15 protein-coding genes and 1 pseudogene are annotated in these 18,577 nt (G+C 67.3%); 11 read left to right on the top strand and 5 right to left on the bottom strand.

Annotation, left to right across the window (positions count from 1 at the left end; translation table 11 throughout):
- The 3 genes and pseudogenes from IT540_RS06910 to IT540_RS06900 form a co-directional block, all read left to right on the top strand.
- A pseudogene (locus IT540_RS06910) lies at window positions 1-2,046 on the top strand (DNA-directed RNA polymerase subunit beta'); the annotation flags it as partial.
- 208 nt (window positions 2,047-2,254) lie between these two features.
- Window positions 2,255-3,646 carry a class II 3-deoxy-7-phosphoheptulonate synthase gene (locus IT540_RS06905; RefSeq protein WP_291174909.1) on the top strand — a complete coding sequence of 464 codons (1,392 nt, stop codon included), beginning with the start codon at window positions 2,255-2,257 and terminating at the stop codon, window positions 3,644-3,646.
- Window positions 3,647-3,776: 130 nt separating this feature from the next.
- Complete coding sequence (locus IT540_RS06900) at window positions 3,777-4,127, top strand: hypothetical protein (protein ID WP_291174906.1); 351 nt, start codon at window positions 3,777-3,779, stop codon at window positions 4,125-4,127.
- A gap of 73 nt (window positions 4,128-4,200) precedes the next feature.
- Here IT540_RS06900 and ppa read toward each other — a convergent pair whose 3' ends face one another.
- Window positions 4,201-4,734, bottom strand: a complete 534-nt coding sequence (gene ppa, locus IT540_RS06895; protein ID WP_291174903.1) for an inorganic diphosphatase — start codon at window positions 4,732-4,734, stop codon at window positions 4,201-4,203.
- Window positions 4,735-4,831: 97 nt separating this feature from the next.
- Window positions 4,832-5,779, bottom strand: coding sequence for an AEC family transporter (locus tag IT540_RS06890; RefSeq protein ID WP_291174900.1), 948 nt, complete (start codon window positions 5,777-5,779; stop codon window positions 4,832-4,834).
- A 414-nt stretch (window positions 5,780-6,193) separates the two neighbouring features.
- Here IT540_RS06890 and IT540_RS06885 point away from each other — a divergent pair, with 414 nt between their 5' ends.
- Both IT540_RS06885 and IT540_RS06880 read left to right on the top strand, forming a co-directional pair.
- Window positions 6,194-7,243: a DUF4375 domain-containing protein gene (locus IT540_RS06885; protein ID WP_291174897.1), complete on the top strand. Its 1,050-nt coding sequence runs from the start codon at window positions 6,194-6,196 to the stop codon at window positions 7,241-7,243.
- Between the two features lie 58 nt (window positions 7,244-7,301).
- Window positions 7,302-8,978 carry an NAD+ synthase gene (locus IT540_RS06880; protein ID WP_291174895.1) on the top strand — a complete coding sequence of 559 codons (1,677 nt, stop codon included), beginning with the start codon at window positions 7,302-7,304 and terminating at the stop codon, window positions 8,976-8,978.
- Window positions 8,979-9,008: 30 nt separating this feature from the next.
- Here IT540_RS06880 and IT540_RS06875 read toward each other — a convergent pair whose 3' ends face one another.
- A complete protein-coding gene (locus IT540_RS06875; RefSeq protein ID WP_291174894.1) occupies window positions 9,009-10,469 on the bottom strand; it encodes a protein kinase in 1,461 nt (486 codons plus the stop codon).
- Window positions 10,470-10,695: 226 nt separating this feature from the next.
- On the opposite strand from IT540_RS06875, the gene IT540_RS06870 reads away from it, so the two are divergent.
- The 3 genes from IT540_RS06870 to IT540_RS06860 are packed head-to-tail and all read left to right on the top strand — an operon-like array spanning window position 10,696 to window position 13,869.
- Entirely contained in the window at window positions 10,696-12,231 is a 1,536-nt protein-coding gene (locus tag IT540_RS06870) for an FHA domain-containing protein (protein WP_291174891.1), read from the top strand.
- A gap of 40 nt (window positions 12,232-12,271) precedes the next feature.
- Window positions 12,272-12,871 (top strand): FHA domain-containing protein, encoded by a 600-nt coding sequence (locus IT540_RS06865; RefSeq protein WP_291174888.1) that lies wholly within the window; start codon window positions 12,272-12,274, stop codon window positions 12,869-12,871.
- A complete protein-coding gene (locus IT540_RS06860; protein WP_291174885.1) occupies window positions 12,868-13,869 on the top strand; it encodes a protein phosphatase 2C domain-containing protein in 1,002 nt (333 codons plus the stop codon). Before IT540_RS06865 ends, IT540_RS06860 begins: the two co-directional genes overlap by 4 nt.
- A gap of 75 nt (window positions 13,870-13,944) precedes the next feature.
- Here the strand turns inward: IT540_RS06860 and meaB are convergent, their stop codons facing one another.
- Together meaB and IT540_RS06850 are read right to left on the bottom strand one after the other, a co-directional pair.
- Window positions 13,945-14,922: a methylmalonyl Co-A mutase-associated GTPase MeaB gene (gene meaB / locus IT540_RS06855; RefSeq protein WP_291174882.1), complete on the bottom strand. Its 978-nt coding sequence runs from the start codon at window positions 14,920-14,922 to the stop codon at window positions 13,945-13,947.
- A gap of 111 nt (window positions 14,923-15,033) precedes the next feature.
- On the bottom strand, window positions 15,034-16,026 hold the full coding sequence (locus tag IT540_RS06850) for a zinc metalloprotease HtpX (protein WP_291174877.1): 993 nt from the start codon (window positions 16,024-16,026) through the stop codon (window positions 15,034-15,036).
- Between the two features lie 512 nt (window positions 16,027-16,538).
- Between IT540_RS06850 and rpsL the strand changes: the two genes are divergently transcribed.
- The 3 genes from rpsL to IT540_RS06835 all read left to right on the top strand — a co-directional run.
- Window positions 16,539-16,910: a 30S ribosomal protein S12 gene (gene rpsL, locus IT540_RS06845; RefSeq protein ID WP_072392951.1), complete on the top strand. Its 372-nt coding sequence runs from the start codon at window positions 16,539-16,541 to the stop codon at window positions 16,908-16,910.
- 123 nt (window positions 16,911-17,033) lie between these two features.
- A complete protein-coding gene (gene rpsG / locus IT540_RS06840; RefSeq protein WP_291174869.1) occupies window positions 17,034-17,504 on the top strand; it encodes a 30S ribosomal protein S7 in 471 nt (156 codons plus the stop codon).
- Between the two features lie 21 nt (window positions 17,505-17,525).
- Window positions 17,526-18,577: GTP-binding protein (locus IT540_RS06835; protein WP_291174866.1), on the top strand; the 1,052-nt coding region annotated here is incomplete at its 3' end.

Below are 18,577 nucleotides of genomic sequence, written 5' to 3'. Positions count from 1 at the left end.
CGCGGCTCGCCCGCGCAGATGCGCCAGCTCGCCGGCATGCGCGGCCTGATGGCCAAGCCCTCGGGCGAGATCATCGAGACGCCGATCATCTCCAACTTCAAGGAGGGCCTGTCGGTTCTCGAGTACTTCAACTCGACCCACGGCGCTCGCAAGGGTCTCGCCGACACGGCGCTCAAGACCGCCAACTCGGGCTACCTGACGCGCCGTCTCGTCGACGTCGCCCAGGACAGCATCATCATCGAGGAGAACTGCGGCACCGATCGCGGCATCAAGGTGCAGGCCGTGGTCGACGCCGGTCAGGTTATCGTCTCGCTCGGCGCGCGCGTGCTGGGCCGCACCGCGGCCGAGGACATCGTCGCCACCGCGGAGAACGGCGACCAGACCGTCATCTTGAAGGCCGGCGAGTTGATCGAGGAGAAGCACGCCGAGGCCATCGAGAAGGGGCAGATCCAGGAGGTCCGCATCCGCTCGGTCTTGACCTGCGAGACCGTGACCGGCGTCTGCGCCAAGTGCTACGGCCGCGACCTCGCGCGCGGCACGCCCGTCAACATCGGCGAGGCGGTCGGCGTCATCGCCGCCCAGTCGATCGGCGAACCGGGCACGCAGCTTACGATGCGCACGTTCCACATCGGCGGCACGGCGAACGTCGTCGATCAGTCGTTCATCGAGAGCAACTTCAACGGCAAGGTCAAGATCAAGAACCGCGCCATCGTCAAGGACGGCCAGGGCCGACTGATCGCCATGGGCCGCACCATGTCGATCGTCATCGTCGACCAGTCGGGCAAGGAGCTTGCGACCCACAAGGTCCAGTACGGCGCCCGCCTGCACGTCGACGACGGCGACGAGGTGAAGCGCGGCACCAAGCTCGCACAGTGGGACCCCTACACGCGGCCGATCCTCACCGAGGCTTCGGGCAAGATCGAGTTCGAGGACCTGATCGAGGGCGCCTCCGTGCGCGAGCAGACGGACGAGGTGAAGGGCACGACCAACCGCGTCATCGTCGATTGGCGGGCGACCCCGCGCGGCGCCGAGCTGAAGCCCGCGATCGTCATCAAGGACGGCAAGGGCAAGCCCGTGAAGGTGGCCCGCGGCGGCGACGCCCGTTACCTGCTGACGGTCGATGCCATTCTCTCGGTCGAGCCCGGCCAGGACGTGAAGGCGGGCGACGTCATCGCGCGCATTCCGCTGGCCTCCGCCAAGCAGAGCGACATCACGGGCGGTCTGCCGCGCGTGGCCGAGCTCTTCGAGGCCCGCCGTCCGAAGGACCACGCCATCATCGCCGAGGTTTCGGGCACGGTGGAGTTCGGCAAGGACTACAAGAACAAGCAGCGCATCACCATCAAGCCCGACGATGAGAATGCGGAGCCGGTCGAGTACCTGATCCCGCGCGGCAAGAGCCTGGCCGTCCAGCCCGGCGACCGCGTGGACCGGGGCGACTACATCTACGACGGCAATCCCGCGCCCCACGACATCCTTGCCATCAAGGGCGTCGAGGAACTCGCCAACTACCTCATCAACGAGATCCAGGACGTCTATCGTCTGCAGGGCGTGACCATCAACGACAAGCACATCGAGGTCATCGTCCGGCAGATGCTGCAGAAGGTGGAGATCACCGACACCGGTGACACCGACTTCATCAAGGGCGAGCAGATCGACCGCATCGAGTTCGACGAGGAGAACGCCAAGATCGAGAAGACGGGCAAGCGCCCGGCCTCCGCGACCCCGGTTCTGCTCGGCATCACCAAGGCATCGCTGCAGACCCGCTCGTTCATCTCGGCGGCCTCCTTCCAGGAGACCACCCGGGTGCTGACCGACGCCGCCGTCGTCGGCAAGTCGGACACGCTCGAGGGCCTGAAGGAGAACGTCATCGTCGGCCGTCTGATCCCGGCCGGTACCGGCGGCATGCTGCGCGGCCTGCGCCGCATCGCGGCCAAGCGCGATGAGCTGATCAGCCAGGAGAAGGCCCAGAGCGAGGCCGAAAAGGCCCTCGTGCCTCCGGGCACCGAGGCCGGCCCGGTCCGCCGCCGCCGCCGGGTGGCCGAGTAGGTCCACCCGCAGCGCGAAGTCGTATTAAGGGAAGGCGGCCGGGCAACCGGCCGCCTTCTTGCTTTGCTGCAGAGCCGCAAAGGCGAGGCGCGTGCGCGGCTGGCCATCCGCCGGCACTTGCCCTATAAGCCGGCGAGAATTTTGGTATCCTCCTGTGCGGAGGGCAGCCGCGCGCCAGTCGGCCCGGCATGAATGTGGAGAAGAGAGAATGCCCGCAGCCTGGTCACCCGAGAGCTGGCGCTCGCTGCCGATCGTCCAGGTGCCTGACTATCCCGACGCCGCCGCGCTGAAGGAGGTCGAGGGACGTCTGGCGACGTTCCCGCCGCTCGTCTTTGCCGGTGAGGCGCGCGAGCTGAAGAAGGCTCTCGGCGAGGTCGCTCTCGGCGAGGGGTTCATGCTGCAAGGCGGCGATTGCGCCGAGAGCTTCCTCGAGCACCGCGCCGACAACATCCGCGACTTCTTCCGCGTTTTCCTGCAGATGGCGGTGGTCCTGACCTATGCCGGCGGCAGCCCCGTCGTGAAGGTGGGCCGCATCGCGGGGCAGTTCGCCAAGCCGCGCTCCTCCCCCACCGAGAAGAAGGATGGCGTGGAGCTGCCGAGCTACCGCGGCGACATCATCAACGGTGCCGACTTCACGCCCGAAGCGCGCATCCCCGATCCCGCACGCCAGCTCGAGGCCTATAGGCAGTCCGCCGCCACGCTGAACCTGATCCGCGCCTTCGCCACCGGCGGCTACGCGGACCTCGAGCGCGTGCATCAGTGGAACATGGGCTTCGTCAAGGACAGCCCCCAGGGCCACCGCTACCAGGAGCTCGCCGACCGCATCGCCGAGACGCTGGGCTTCATGCGTGCCTGCGGCATCACGAGCGCCAACACGGCGCAGCTCCGCACGACGAGCTTCTACATCAGTCACGAGGCGCTGCTCTTGAACTACGAGCAGGCGCTGACGCGTCTCGATTCCACGAGCGGCGACTGGTATGCGACGAGCGGCCATATGCTCTGGATCGGCGACCGCACGCGCCAGCCGGATCACGCGCACGTCGAGTTCTGCCGTGGCATCAGGAATCCGATCGGCTTGAAGTGCGGGCCCTCGCTCGACGCGGACGCCCTCCTGCGCCTGATCGACATCCTGAACCCGAAGGACGAGCCGGGCCGGCTGACGCTGATCTGCCGCTTCGGGCACGAGAAGGTAGGCCAGCACCTGCCCAAGCTGATCCGCGCCGTGAAGAAGGCAGGGCGCACCGTGGTCTGGGCCTGCGATCCCATGCACGGCAACACCATCAGCGCCGCCAACGGCTTCAAGACGCGTCCCTTCGACCGCATCCTGAAGGAGGTCGAGGCGTTCTTCGACGTGCACCGCGCCGAGGGCACGCACGCGGGCGGCATCCACGTCGAGATGACCGGCCAGAACGTGACGGAATGCACGGGCGGCGCGACCGCGATCTCCGAGACCGATCTCCTGGATCGCTATCACACGCAGTGCGATCCGCGCCTCAACGCCGATCAGTCGCTGGAGCTGGCCTTCCTCGTTGCCGAGCGCATGAAGCTCGAGCGCGAGGCGCGCAGCGCCCCGCCCCGGCCCGCCGCGGCGGCCGGCTAGACCATGATCGCTTCGAACCCCTATCGGTCCGAAGCGTAAAACAGGCGGTCGGAACCCTCGCTGCCGCCAGGCGTTTTTCCTCCCGTGAGGGTGTGCCGATGTGCGCGCCCGCTGCAAGCGGAGGATCACGATGAAAAGCCTCAGCAGGCAGGGGAGCCGTTCGCTCTCCAGTTTTCTCGCGCTGATCGGGGCCGAGGACCGGGATTTGGACGACAACGAGTTTGCCGGGACCTGGCGCGTCCAGGATTCGGAGGGCAATCCGTTCGAGATCACGCTGTTGGCGTCAGGCGTGGCCGAGGCCGATCGGTCGGATGAAGGCATGACGGGCACCTGGGACGTGGACGGCTTGTCGGCCGTCATCACATGGGACACCGGCTGGACCACCAAGATCACCCGAACCGGGGACGGCTATACGAAAACTGCCTACGACGCGACCGCCGCCGCTCCGACAAATACCTCGTCCGCCGAGAAGCTCGACTGACCTAACCTCACTTCTCTCCCTCTGGGACGTGTTGCGTAACGGCGAAAATTCCCCTCCCCCTGTTGGGGAGGGGCTAGCCCTTCCCCTTCGCGCGCTCGATGGCCTCGGTGATCCGTCGCTCGGCCTCGGCGGTATCGCCCCAATGGCCGATCTTGGCCCATTTGCCGGGCTCAAGATCCTTGTAGTGCGAGAAGAAGTGCTCGATCTGCTGCAGCGAGATCGAGGGCATGTCCGAGTAGTTGTGGATCTTCTCGTAGCGCCGCGACACCTTGGTCGACGGCACCGCAAGGATCTTCTCGTCGCCGCCGCCTTCATCCTCCATGACCAGCACGCCGACAGGACGGCAATTGATCACCGCCCCCGGCACGATGGTGCGCGTGTTGCAGACCAGCACGTCGATGGGGTCGCCGTCGTCGGAGAGCGTGTGCGGCACGAACCCATAGTTCCCGGGATAGCGCATCGGCGTGTAGAGGAACCGGTCGACGATGAGCGTGCCCGAAGCCTTGTCCATCTCGTATTTGATCGGCTCCCCGCCCACCGAGACCTCGATGATGACGTTGATGTCCTGCGGCGGGTTCTTTCCGAGCGGGATCGCGTCGAGGCGCATGAGCAAGCCTTCATTCTGATGCAGAGATGCTGTGCCTTAAGGCCGGGACCCGCACAAGGGGATGCGGTGTCGCCGCTCCTTGTCCATTGGTCGAAGGTTAATTCTGACCTGTGGCCCCGAGGGCAATCATAAGCAGAGGCAGCGTAACGAGCGATCCGAGCGTCGACAGCAGGATAACCGCAGAGGTGACGACCGCCGGAAGCCTGTAGAACTCGGCGAGCATGAAGGGCCCGGTCCCCGTCGGCATGGCCGAGAGCAACACCGCCATCGCTGCCAGCCGCGGCGGTACGGCGAGGGCCGTGGCAAGTCCCCAGGTCAAGGCCGGCTGCACGAACAGCTTGATCGCCGCGAGCACGCTGGCGGTGCGCGCCTCCGCGGCCGCCACCGGCCGGGGTTCAGCGAGGAAGAGGCCGATCACCACCAGCGCCAGCGGGCTTGCCGCCCCGCCGAGCAGCTTGAGGAAGGTTTCGGCCGCGGTCGGCAGGCCGATTCCCGTCGCCCCGTAGAGGGCGCCGAGCGCCGGCGCGATCAGGAGCGGATTGCGCGCAAGGGACGCGCCGACCTTGCCTGCGAGCCGCAGCGGATGGTGCGCGCTGTGGCGGCCGACCTCGATCAGGACGATCGACGAGGCGAACAGCACGCACACCGTGATGATGGAGGTCAGTGTCACCGGCACCAGGCTGTCCTGGCCGAACACCATGAGCAGCACCGGAAAGCCCATGTAGGCCGTGTTGGCGTAGGACCCGAGAAGTCCGTCGATGCTCGCCGGCCCGAGCGGTCGTCCGGCGAGCAGGCTGACGCCGAGCGTGCCGTAGAACACGATGCCGCAGGTGACACCGTACGCGATGATGAAGCCCGGCTGCGCGAGCTCGCTGGGCTTCGCGTGTGCCATGACGTCGAAGAGCAGCGCCGGCAGCGCGAGATAGACGACGAAGCGGTTGAGTTCCGACACGGCCGCAAGCCCGATCACGCCGATGCGCCGGCAGAGGTAGCCGGCAGCGATGAGCGCAAAGACGGGAGCCACGATCGAGAGAATGGAGAGCATGCGGAGGAGGACTCGGGGGCAGGGGAGACGCCTCTGTTCTGTAATGACTGGCCCCGCCCAGGTCCACCCGCACGAATGGAGGCCAGGGTCTGCGGTTTTTGCAGGGCCAGACAGATTATGCGGGATCGGGCCTGACGCAGTTCCGTGTGGAACCTCCGCCGGGCTCAACCTCCGCTATCAAGCACCGGAATCGACGCAGCGTCTGCCGGAGGGAGCGAGGTGGATCGGATTCGGACCGGACCGGCATATGCGGCCGCGGCCTGTGCCGCCATAGGGTCTCTTCTCCTCACCTCCCCCGCGCCGGGCGCCCAGAACGGCGGTGACGCACCGCCGGCAAGAAACGAGCCGCGGTTCGATGACCGCATTGTCCCCTTTCCCACGTGGTCGAAGACGGTGGCTGACAACGGCTGCCCCTTGCAAGCGAATCCTGCCGCCTATGATCCGGATTCGCTCTCGAACCGCTCGCGGATCCCGTTCTGGGAGTTGATAGGGCATGTGGTCGGCCGCTACGCGGCCCGCGACATTCTGGATCCGCCGGAGAAATTCGCGAAATCGCTCGAGCCCCTCGATCCGCACATGCGCACGCTCGTGCTCCTATACTCCTTGCAGACCGGAATGGGCCGCGATGGCCTTTATACCTACTTCTATCGCAGGTCAGGACAACACGCCCCGGCTGTGCGCGACGCCCTGCACGCCGCGGGTCTGGCGGAGCAGCGTGCCGTCTTCACCAAAGCCATGGCACTGTTCGGAAGGACCTACCCGTCCGACACCGAGCTGCGCATAAAGGCTTTGGGCTATGCCACGCCTTCAGGCAAGCTGAATGCTCTCGATCATAGCCTTCTTGCCTTGAGCGACACGTTCGGATCGCAGCGGGGTTGGATCGCGACCATCGTTGCATACGTCAACCGCACACCCGGCCTCTGGCAGCGCATCGAATCCACGCGCACGAAGCTGAGCGACGCAGCGCGCTTCGAGCATCTGAGCGGTGCGCTGCTCGCCGCCCTCGATTTCTGGCAGCCCCATGAGGAGATTCGTCAACGGCTCGCCGCGCTGGCCAAGCCGGAGCGTACCGTCCTGCTCCTCGCCGCATTCAATGACGAGTTCGAGAACGGCGGCGTGCGTCAGTTCTTCTACAACGCGGCGGGTTCGGTTGCGCCCGAGATCCAGGAGGCGCTGGCCGACGTCGGGCTCGAGCGCCAGGCTGATCTGGTGAAGCGCGGCATCGCCATGTTCCAGGCGCCCTATCCGCGGGATACCCAGCATCGCCGCGAGACGCACTTTCACAATCGCGCCGACTGGACCGACTGGGACGAGCGCCTCTCGGTCCTCACCAACGAGTTCTATGCGCTGGACGGCGGCCCGCAAGTGCTCCGCATCGGCGGCGATCTGCAGATTCAGGGCGGCCCCGGCCTGCGCCATGCCATGCTGTCCTTCGTGCGCGACCACGACATGCTGCCCTGCTGAGAGCGCTGCCGCCGATGCCCCTGGACCCGGGGCCATCGCCGCCCTAAATCTTGCCGCCATGAGCAAAAACACATCCCCCACCGGGGCCGCCTTCCTCAAAATTGCGCTCGCCCAGTTGAATCCCACCGTGGGCGACCTCGCAGGCAACGAGCAGAAGCTGGTCGACGCCCGTGCCAAGGCCGCGGCCGAAGGCGCCGACCTGGTCGTGTTTCCCGAGTTGTTCCTGACCGGCTATCCGCCGGAGGACCTGGTGCTGAAGCCGGCCTTCCACAGCGCGGCCCGCGCCCGCGCCGAGGCGCTCGCCGCGCGCCTCGGGCCAGGCCCTGCCGTGCTGGTCGGCACCGTGTGGCCCGAGGACGGCGCCATCTACAACGCGGTGGTCCTCATCGACGGCGGCGAGATCGCGGCCGTTCGCTTCAAGGTCGACCTCCCCAACTACGGCGTCTTCGACGAGAAGCGCGTGTTTACGGCAGGCGCGCTTCCGAGCCCCATCAGCTTCCGCGGCGTGCGCCTCGGCGTGCCGATCTGCGAGGACATCTGGAAGGAGGATGTCACGGAGTGCCTGGCCGAGTGCGGCGCCGAGATCCTGATCGTCCCCAACGGCTCGCCCTTCGACTGGAAGAAGCCCGACGTGCGCATGAACGTCGCCGTGGCGCGCGTCACCGAGGCCGGCCTGCCGCTCGCCTACGTCAACCAGGTTGGCGGCCAGGATGAGTTGGTCTTCGACGGCGCCTCCTTCGTGCTCAATGCTGATCACGTCCTCGCCGGCCAGCTCTCGGCCTGGGAGGAAGAGATCGCCATCACCGAATGGACACGGACGACAAGCGGCTGGGCGTGCACCAAGGCGCCCGTGCACCGGCTGACGGAGGGCGACGCGGCGGCCTATCACGCCTGCGTGCTGGGCCTGCGCGACTATGTGGACAAGAACCGCTTTCCCGGCGTCGTTCTAGGGCTCTCGGGCGGCATCGACAGCGCGCTCGTCGCCGCCATGGCCGTCGACGCCCTGGGCCCGGAGCGCGTGCACGCCATCATGATGCCCTACCGCTACACCTCCAACCAAAGCATCGCCGACGCCACCTCCTGCGCGGAGGCGCTCGGCATCCGCTTCGACACCGTCCCCATCGAGCCTCCCGTTCAGGGCTTTGCGGACGCACTCGCGCCGCTCTTCACCGGCAAGCAGCCGGACCTCACCGAGGAGAACATCCAGAGCCGTACGCGTGGCGTCGTCGTCATGGCCATCTCGAACAAGTTCGGCGCCATGGTGCTGACCACGGGCAACAAGAGCGAGATGAGCGTCGGCTACGCGACGCTCTACGGCGACATGAACGGCGGCTTCAACCCCGTGAAGGACCTCTACAAGCTTGAGATCTACCGCCTCGCGCGCTGGCGCAACGCCAACGTCCCGAAAGGTGGGCTTGGTCCCAAGGGCGAGGTGATCCCGGAGAGTATTATCACGCGCCCGCCGACGGCCGAGCTGCGCGAGAACCAGACCGACCAGGACAGCCTGCCGCCCTACGACGTGCTGGACGACATCCTTGCCTGCCTCGTCGAGCAGGAGATGCCGGTCGCCGACGTGATCACGCGCGGCCACGACCCGGAGGTGGTGCGGAAAGTCGAGCGGCTTCTCTATCTCGCCGAGTACAAGCGCCGCCAGGCCGCGCCGGGCGTCAAAATCTCGAGCCGCAACTTCGGCCGCGACCGCCGCTATCCCATCACCAACCGCTTCCGCGAGTAGGGCTCGCTGCCGGACGAATGAGAGACGGATCTATTGCGCCTTCTTGCCGTCGGCGCAGAACGTCATCGCCATCTGGCACACGCCGTAGACGCGCTCGCAATCCCAGCGGGCATCCCGCTGTGCAAGCTCGATGGTCTTTCCCGCCGACGCGCGCCAGCGCGTGGGATCGCCGGGCGACTCGGCCAGTGCCCAGCACTCCTGCTTCGAGATGGTCGCGATCACGGTGCAGCCCTGGTCGAACCGCTCGCGACACTTCTTCATGGCGGCCGCCTCCGCCGCCTCGCGGCTCGGCTCCTCCACGCGGCCGAAGATGTTGCCGCCCCTGTCGACCACGGCGCCCCAGCAGTCGGCGGCCGAGAACAGTCCGCCGCACTCCGCGAACGGGTTCTTGCCCCCGCTTACGTAGAGCACGGCGCCGGCGAGCGCCACCAGCCCCGCCGCCACCGCAGCGGTGAGCGCCTTGGATCTGCGCGTCGCCTGGCCGAGCTTCGAGAGGCTGGTGCGGATGAGCCGGGTATAGACGAGCGGGATGCCCGCGCCGGTGCGCTGCGTGGCAAGCTGCGTGCGCACCGCCGTCGTCGCGGTGGGCTCGGCCGAGACCACCGCGCTGCCGCCGAGCAGCATCGGCCGCCAGTCGCGCACGGACCGCGGCCGCTCACCGGGCGGAAGCTTGAGCCCTTCGTCGATGGCCGCGAGAAAGCTCTCGCGATAGTGCCCTGCGGCCGCCTTGGCTGCCGGCTCGAGATCGTCGGAAAGCTGCCGCGACGTCGCCTCGTCCGGCCGTTCCCCGGTGACGGCCCGGTAGAGCGTGGCCGCGAAGGCGTAGATGTCGGTCCAGGGGCCGTAGCGGTCGGCGTTCGAGGTGTACTGCTCGGGTGCCGAGTAGCCGCTCTTGAACACCAGCGCCGATACGAGCTGCGAGTGCTGCTTAATCTCGAAGCGCGAGGCGCCGAAGTCGAGCAGGATCGGCGCCCCGTCGGCCGCGCGGATCATGATGTTCTCGGGCGAGATGTCGAGGTGCCAGGTGCGGTTCTCGTGCACGAGCGCGAGCGCGGAGAGGAGGGGCCCCGCCACGAGGTCGAGCTCGTCCTGGGTCGGCCGACTGTCGAGGCCGCGCAGCCACTTCTCGAAGGTCATGCCGCGGACCAGATCGAGCACCATGTAGGCCGTGTCGTTCTGCTCGAACACGCGCCGCACGCCGATGATGTTGGGGTGGTTGAACTGCGCGAGCAGGCGCGCCTCGTCGAAGAACTTCTTGAGCCCCCAGCGGTAGTCCTCCTCGGCGTTGGCCCTTGAGAGGAAGCGGAGACTGCCGCCCTCGCGGCGCACGAGATCCTCGGGAAAGAATTCCTTGAGTGCGAACTCCTTGTTCAGCATCTCGTCTTTTATGAGGTACGTGATGCCGAATCCACCGCGGCCCAGAAGTCCGGTGATCAGGTACTGATCGATCCGCGTGCCCGGCGAGAGCACCGCGTCGTTCTGAGCCTCCATGGAGCGACGCCCTCCTCGCGACGTCCCGCAACGCGAAATCCAGCATGCCCCATTCGCCTTGCGCCGGAAAGAGTTACTCTCGATGCCGCTCGGCGGGATGGCGGAGGCGATGCTAACGCTAACGGGAGACCGACCTGTGGGCACAGGGCTGGCGATGTTGAACGGTAAACATCGCGAGCGTAGTATGATTTTCCTACCTGTCTGGGACCACACTGGAGACGCGAGCATGCGGCGCCCGGCGAGGCAGCGCGAAACGAGTGTTGCGATCGCCCTGCTGCTCTCCGTATTGGGTTCGTTCGGCGCCGCCGCAGCCCAGACCAAGCTCGTGGCGAATTGCCGGGAGCCCGCCGAGGCCAAGGGCGTGCCGCAAGCGACGCTCGCCTGCGACGTCCGCGCCAGCGGCTTCGCGGTCATGAAGGACGTGAAGGCGGCGCTCAAGGGTAAGAGCGACGGCCTCGAGGCCAGGTTCGAGGCATATGACCCCGCCGAGCAGGGCACCACCACAGCCTACCTGATCCAGCTCATACCGACTAGTCGCCGCACCACGCTCTCCCAGATGGGGGACGCCGTGGTGACCTTCACGGATCAGCGCCAGGGCAAGCGCCGCTTCACCGCCTACACGTTCGCCAACGACCTGACTGTCATTGCTGACTCCGGCGCCTCCAAGGCGGAGTTCGTGCGCCAGATCATTGCCGTCAAGCCGGCGAGCGCCACGGTCCAGCTCTACAAAGCCGCAGCCGAGGCCGTCGAGGCCCTGGCCAAGGAGAGCGGCGACCGAAAGGCGCTGGTCATCCTCGGCGACGGCACCTCCGACGACACGGGCTACGGCCACGACCAGGTGGTGACGGCCGCGCGCGACGCCGGCGTCGTCATCCATGTGCTGGGCTACTATGACGACCGCGCCGCGCGGCCCAACTTCCAGAAGCTGTCGCGTCTCGCCGAGGACACCGGCGGCTATGCGGCCGAGGTCAAGCAAGGCCCCGGCGCGGCGCGGGACTTCTCCAAGGACATCGTCACCACCCGCTTCGTCGGCGAGATTCTGGAGAACGGCGGCACGCTGAGCGTGAACCTCAAAGGCCCGGCGGGGGCGCAGACGCTGGTGCTCTCGGCCAACCTGACTGACGGGCAGCGCCTCGAGACCGAGCAGAAGGTCGAGATCCCCGCCCCGCCGCAGCCGAGCTTCGAGACCACCTTCCAGCGCGAGCCTGAGCCTCCACCGGAGCCCGGCGTGCTGGATTGGCTCGCGGACAACGCCGTCCTTATCGGGGTCCTGGCCGCGCTCCTCGGCCTGGGCGCCTTTGGCGCCATGAGATACGGACGAGGGTTCCTGGGGCAGGAGGAGGCGTCCGCCACCGCAGGCGATGCCCCCGCCACCGAGGCCGACGCCGACCTAGACGAGCTGACGAGCGGGAGTGGCGCCGGCGAGCTGCTGCGGGACGCTCAAGGCCGCCCGGTCGTCTACGGGTGGCTCGAGATGCTGGACGGCAACGCCTCGCGCCATCCGCTGCGGACGACCAACGTGCGCGTCGGCCGCCATCGCGACAACGACATCTGCCTGCAGAACGACTCGATCTCGCGTCGTCACGCGGTTCTGCACTACAACGCCGACACGCGCCGCTTCGTGATCACCGACCTCGGCGGCGGCAACGGCGTCATCGTCAACAGAACCAAGTACAAGTCGCGCGAGCTCAACGACGGCGACATGGTGGAGCTCGGCGAGGTGCGGCTGCGGTTCCGCGCCGAGACGGAGTTTCTGGCCTGAGTGGATGAGCCGGGGTGCCGGAGATCAAGGAGATCCGACGATGAGCAACGATCCGCGCCACCCTGACGACGACGGTGACGCCGAGGGCGACAAGAAGACCCGCCTGATCATGCGGCCCGACGTCAATGAAGCCACCTCCGGCACACCGCCCGGCGGCACCGTGATCGGCACCACGCGGCTCGTCGGCGGCCTAGCGTCGCCCGCGCAAGCGCTGCACGCCCCGCCACGGCACGCCGGCGCCCAGGCCAAGACCCAGGTCGTGCGCGAGGGCACCGTCGATATCGAGCCGGTTGCCGGCTGGATCGTCATCGTCAAGGGCCCCGGTCGCGGCGGCTTCCGCCCGGTCTACGTCGGCATGAACTCGGTCGGCCGCGCGCCGAGCCAGCGCATCCCGCTCGATTTCGGCGACGAGAGCATCTCGCGCGAGGAGCATGCGTTCATCGCCTACGACGACGAGACGCGGACCTTCTACCTGCAACACGGCGGCAAGTCGAACCTGGTGCGGCTCGGCGGCAAGCCGGTGCTGCAGCCGACCGAGCTCAAGGCGGGCGACCTCTTCCGCATCGGCAACACGACGTTCCGCTTCGTCGCCTGTTGCGGTCCCGACTTCGACTGGACGACCGAGGTCGAAGACGCATGACATGGCGCGTGGCAGGCGCAGCCCGAGCCACGACCGGTACACGTGCCAATCAAGAAGACGCCTTCGCGATCTGGCCGTCCGGAGCCCAAGCCGCCACCCGGCGCGGAGAGGGCCTGCTCGCGGTGGTCGCCGATGGGATGGGAGGGCACGCTGGCGGCGAGATCGCCGGCAACCTCGCCTGTGAGACCTTCGTGGCGACGTTTACCGCCACCGACCGTGCGGTGGGCGACCGCCTCGAGGCCGCACTCGAAGCCGGCAACGAGGCCATCGCGGCCCGCGCGGCCGGGAACGGCAAGCTGCGCGGCATGGGCTGCACGCTGGTCGGCGCCTGGATCGACGCCGCTGGCTTGCGCTGGATCAGCGTCGGGGATTCGCTGCTGCTCCTGTTCCGTGCGCCCGACGTGCTGCGCCTCAACGCCGACCATTCCCTTGGCGCCTTCCTCGACAACCAGGCCCGCCTGAACAAGATCTCGCCCGCCGAGGCCGAGGCCAATCCGTACCGCAACGCGCTGCGCTCGGCGCTCACGGGCAAGGCCATCGAGATCCTGGACCTGCGCGCCGAGCCCTATCCGCTTGCCGACGGGGATTGGCTGATCCTGGCCAGCGACGGCATCGCGACGCTCGACGGCAACGAGATCGGCGACATCGTCTACGCCGGCCGGCATGGCCCACCGGATCAGATGGCGGAGCGCCTGATCGCGGCCGTGCTGGCGAAGAAGGCACCGGACCAGGACAACACGACCGTTCTGGCGCTGAAGGTTGCAGCGGATGTCGCGGGCATCGAGGCCGACGAGGCGCCGACCCGCATCCTGCGGCCGGAGGCAGCGCCGGTCGCGGCGCTGCTGCCCGACGAGGACAACGGCGTGGAGACGACGCAACGCATCGTCCAGCCGCCGGCCTACGAGGCATTCCTCCGCCGCCACCGCAGCGCGGTCGTGGGGCTCGGCATGGGCTTGATGTTTCTTATCGGCTGGCTGCTCCGCGCCCTGCTGGAATAGCCTGTGTCATCCCGGCGAAGGCCGGCACCCACGCAAGTCTCCACAAACGCGACGACCGCGTGTTTGGAGAGGCCGCTACGACCCGAGCAGCTTGCGCGCCGCCACATCGGGGCTCGTGCGGCCGGACAGCACCTCGTCGGCGAGCCCGTCGATCTCGCGGCCGCGGTCCTCCTTGATGCGCCGCGCCACCACGTCCGCAGCCGCGCGCGCGATGAGATAGCGGGCGCGCCGCCGCCGCCGCGCCATCGGTCCCGCATCAGCGCCCCGCGCGCCGACCTCGCGCACGGTCTTGACCAGCTCCGGCACGCCGTCGCCCGTCGTGGCCGTAGTCTTGAGCACAGGAACGGGCGTGCGCAGCGAGCGGATCGAGAGCGCGCCGAGAAGCTGCTGCAGCGTCAGCTCCGCGCCTTCGCGGTCGCCCTTGTTGACCACCAGGATGTCGGCGATCTCGAGCAGTCCCGACTTCATGGCCTGGATGTCGTCGCCGAGTCCCGGTGCCGAGATCACGACGCGCACGTCGGCGACCTCGGCCACGTCCATCTCGCTCTGCCCCGTGCCGACCGTCTCGAGCAGGATCAGGTCGAAGCCCGCAGCATCGAGCGCGTCGATCACGCGCACGGCTGCCGGCGAGAGCCCACCGAGGTAGCCGCGGCTCGCCAGCGACCGCACAAATACGCCGTCGTCGTCGAGCGCCGCAGTCATGCGGATGCGGTCGCCCAGGATGGCGCCGCCCGACACTGGGCTCGACGGATCGACGGCGATGACGCCGACCGTGCCGCCCTCGGAGCGCACATGTGCGATCACGGCGTTGACGAGCGTGGACTTGCCGGCCCCTGGCGGCCCGGTGAAGCCGACGACCAGCGCCTTGCCGAGGTAGGGCTGCAGCGCTTCGAGCAGCGGCGGCGCGGAGGTCGAGAGCTTCTCGAGCTCCGTCACCGCGGCCGCGATGGCGCGCCGCTCACCCGCCCGCAGGCGCCGGACGAGGTCCGGAATCGCGTCGAGCTTGAGCGTCGAGCGGGGGGCTGGCGGCGCGGCTTGGGTCGTATCATCCATGTCGGCGCTGATACGCGTGAGGCGGCCCGGAGGCAACCCCTCGCGCCGTCACATCCGCACTTCTCCTGCCCCCTTGTGCAGGGGGTGAGGGAGGCCGTCGGGGGCTATCGCTCAGAACCACAGCCCCGGCCAGCGGTAGCGGGGACGCATGTCGCCCGGCCCGTAGCCGACCAGCGAGAACATGGGTTGCTCGACGATCACCAGCCGCTCGTGGCGGGGCTCGTCCGGAGCGGCATCGAGCGCCATCAGGCGTTGGATGCGGTCCTCCGTGTCGGGGTGCGAGCGCAAGAGCGAGGGGTGCGGCACCCGGCGCGCGGGCACAGGGAACATGAGGTCCTCCCAGAAGTGCCCGGTGTAGGTCTCGAGCCGGCGCAGCGCCGAGGCCAGCGCCTTGGCATCGCCCGTGAGCGCCGCCGCCTGCCGGTCGGCCTCGAACTCCCGCGCGCGGGAAAGGCCGAGCTGCAGGAAGCTGGACAGCGCCGGCGCCAGGTAGAGGAAGATCACCGCCCACCACGATATGGTGTCGCCGCCAGTCAGAAGCGCGAAGACGTTGAATAGGGCAAGGCCGAGCGCGACGTAGCTCATGAGCTGCAGCACGCGCGTGATCACGTCCGCGAGCCCCATCACGAGCAGGTCGTTGTTGCGGATGTGCGCCATCTCGTGGGCGAGCACGCCTGCCGTCTCGGCGAGCGAGAGGCGCCTCAGCAACCCTTCCGTGACGGCGATGGCGGAATGCTCACGCGAGCCGGCGGCGAAGGCGTTCAGCGTCGCGCTTGGGATGACGTAGAGGTCCGGCCGCTGCGGCAGCTCGGCCCGGTAGGCCAGCACGTCCACGAGGCTCGAAAGCTGGCTCTCGTCCGGCGGGATGCGGGTCGCTTGGTAGAGCCGCATGACGGCTTCCGGCGGGATGCGCACGACGAGCGGCCAGACCAGCGCCAGCAGGATGGCCGCGGCGGCGAGCCCCGCCACGCCCCAGAGCAGCACCGTGGGGATCGTCACCAGCACGAAGAAACCGAGAAAAAGCAGCGCCGCGTGCCAGAGATTGGGTCGCGAGAGGCTGCCGAGCGCCTTGCTGCCGAGAGACGCGTCGAGGAAAGGAGGCATCTGCGCCCTCCGCGCCGAGTGGAATTCCAATGAATGAGAACGGGAGCCCCGCACAACCCCTGGTCGCCCCGAACCGTGAGATCTGGCCTGGAAAAGCGACTTTCCTATGATTAAGTACGGATGCAGAGGAGGATCGGGAGGCCTGCGCAGGCGCCCTGCAGCCTGCCGCGCGGCATCGTCGATCACTTCTTGCGATTCCGGTCGCCGCAGGGTGTTGACCGGGAATCCGCAAATGGTTATAGGAACGCCACTCTCACGGTAGGTGGTAGGCCATCTTAGCGCTCGTTTTGCGCTCCAGCCTAAACGCTGCCGTCCCAAAGCAGAGGACATTTTCGGACCAAGATCGCTGGCGAGCCGCGAGGCAAGCCGGATGATCCTCTGGTTTTTTCCGTGCCAGGCTTCCGGGGCTCCGGAGCTCGGCAGGTTTCGTTTGGCGCATGCGCGCATCTGAGACGCGCGGTGCTGGGACGATCCGGGAACGGTTTGGAGCCGAAAGAGAAGCGGGGCGCTTGATGCCGACGATACAACAGCTCATCCGGAAACCCCGGAGCCCGAAGGTCTATCGCGAGAAGTCGCGCCACATGGAGGCGTGCCCTCAAAAGCGTGGCGTGTGCACCCGCGTCTATACGACGACGCCGAAGAAGCCGAACTCGGCGCTTCGCAAGGTCGCCAAGATCCGCCTGACCAACGGCTACGAGGTGATCGGCTACATCCCGGGCGAGGGCCATAACCTTCAGGAGCACTCGGTGGTCCTGATCCGCGGTGGCCGCGTCAAGGACCTGCCCGGTGTCCGTTACCACATCCTGCGCGGCGTGCTCGACACCCAGGGCGTCGCCAACCGCAAGCAGCGTCGTTCGAAATACGGAGCGAAGCGGCCGAAGTAGGCCGCCGCGCCAAAGGTATCCCGGACGAGCCGCTTTGGAGCGGAAGGATCCGGGATCTCGAAGTTCCAAGGTGGCTCGCCGGGAGTGAGCCGGAAGAAAGATTGAAGCGAAGGACCAGGACACATGTCCCGTCGTCACAGTGCAGAGAAGCGCGAAGTCAATCCGGATCCGAAGTACGCGGATCTGGTGCTGACCAAGTTCATGAATGCAGTCATGTCGGACGGCAAGAAGTCCGTTGCCGAGCGCATCGTGTACGGCGCCCTCGAGCGCATGGAGCAGAAGGCGAAGTCGGACCCGATCGCCATGTTCCACCAGGCGCTCGACAACGTCATGCCGGCCGTCGAGGTTCGCTCGCGGCGCGTTGGCGGCGCAACTTATCAGGTCCCGGTTGAGGTGCGCTCCGAGCGCCGTCAGGCTCTCGCCATCCGCTGGATCATCACCGCCGCGCGCAGCCGCAACGAGAACACCATGGTGGAGCGTCTGTCGGGCGAGCTGCTCGACGCCGCCGCAAACCGCGGCACGGCGGTCAAGAAGCGCGAGGACACCCACAAGATGGCGGACGCCAACCGGGCGTTCTCGCACTACCGCTGGTAAATGGAATTCTGAGGCAAGCGCATGGCCCGCCAATACCCCATCGAGGACTACCGCAACTTCGGCATCATGGCCCACATCGATGCCGGCAAGACGACCACGACCGAGCGGATCCTCTATTACACCGGCAAGAGCCACAAGATCGGCGAGGTGCATGAAGGCGCCGCGACGATGGACTGGATGGAGCAGGAGCAGGAGCGCGGCATCACCATCACCTCGGCCGCAACCACCGCGTTCTGGAACGACAAGCGCCTCAACATCATCGACACGCCGGGCCATGTCGACTTCACCATCGAGGTGGAGCGTTCGCTGCGCGTGCTCGACGGCGCCGTCTGCGTGCTCGATTCCAACCAGGGCGTGGAGCCGCAGACCGAGACGGTCTGGCGCCAGGGCGACAAGTATCGCGTGCCGCGCATCGTGTTCGCCAACAAGATGGACAAGATCGGCGCCGACTTCTTCAAATGTCTCGACGACATCGTGAAGCGTCTGGGCGCGAAGCCGGTCGCGATCCAGCTTCCGATCGGGGCGGAAAGCCAGTTCAAGGGCATCATCGACCTCGTCCGCATGAAGGCGGTGGTGTGGGACGACGAGTCGCTCGGCGCGAAATACCACGACGAGGAAATCCCGGCCGACCTGCTCGATCAGGCCAAGGAATATCGCGAGAAGATGGTGGAAGCTGCGGTCGAGCTCGACGACGACGCGCTGACTGCGTTCCTCGAAGGCAACGAGCCTGACGAGGCCACGCTGAAGCGGCTGATCCGCAAGGCGGTGCTGACGGCGGCCTTCTTCCCGGTGCTGTGCGGCTCGGCCTTCAAGAACAAGGGCGTGCAGCCGCTGCTCGACGCGGTGGTGGATTACTTGCCGTCGCCGCTCGACGTGCCGGCGATCAAGGGCATCGACCCCAAGGGCAACGAGGTGGTGCGCAACGCGAGCGACGCCGAGCCGATGTCGCTGCTCGCCTTCAAGATCATGGACGATCCGTTCGTCGGCACCATCACCTTCTGCCGCATCTATTCCGGCGTGCTGCAAAGCGGCACCGGCGTCGTGAATTCGACGCGCGAGAAGAAGGAGCGCGT

It is taken from the genome of Hyphomicrobium sp. (assembly GCF_020852195.1).
In the GTDB taxonomy this organism is placed as follows: domain Bacteria; phylum Pseudomonadota; class Alphaproteobacteria; order Rhizobiales; family Hyphomicrobiaceae; genus Hyphomicrobium_C.
The sequence above is the reverse complement of the archived record's forward strand: the minus strand, read 5'-3'. Positions and strand labels throughout refer to the sequence as shown.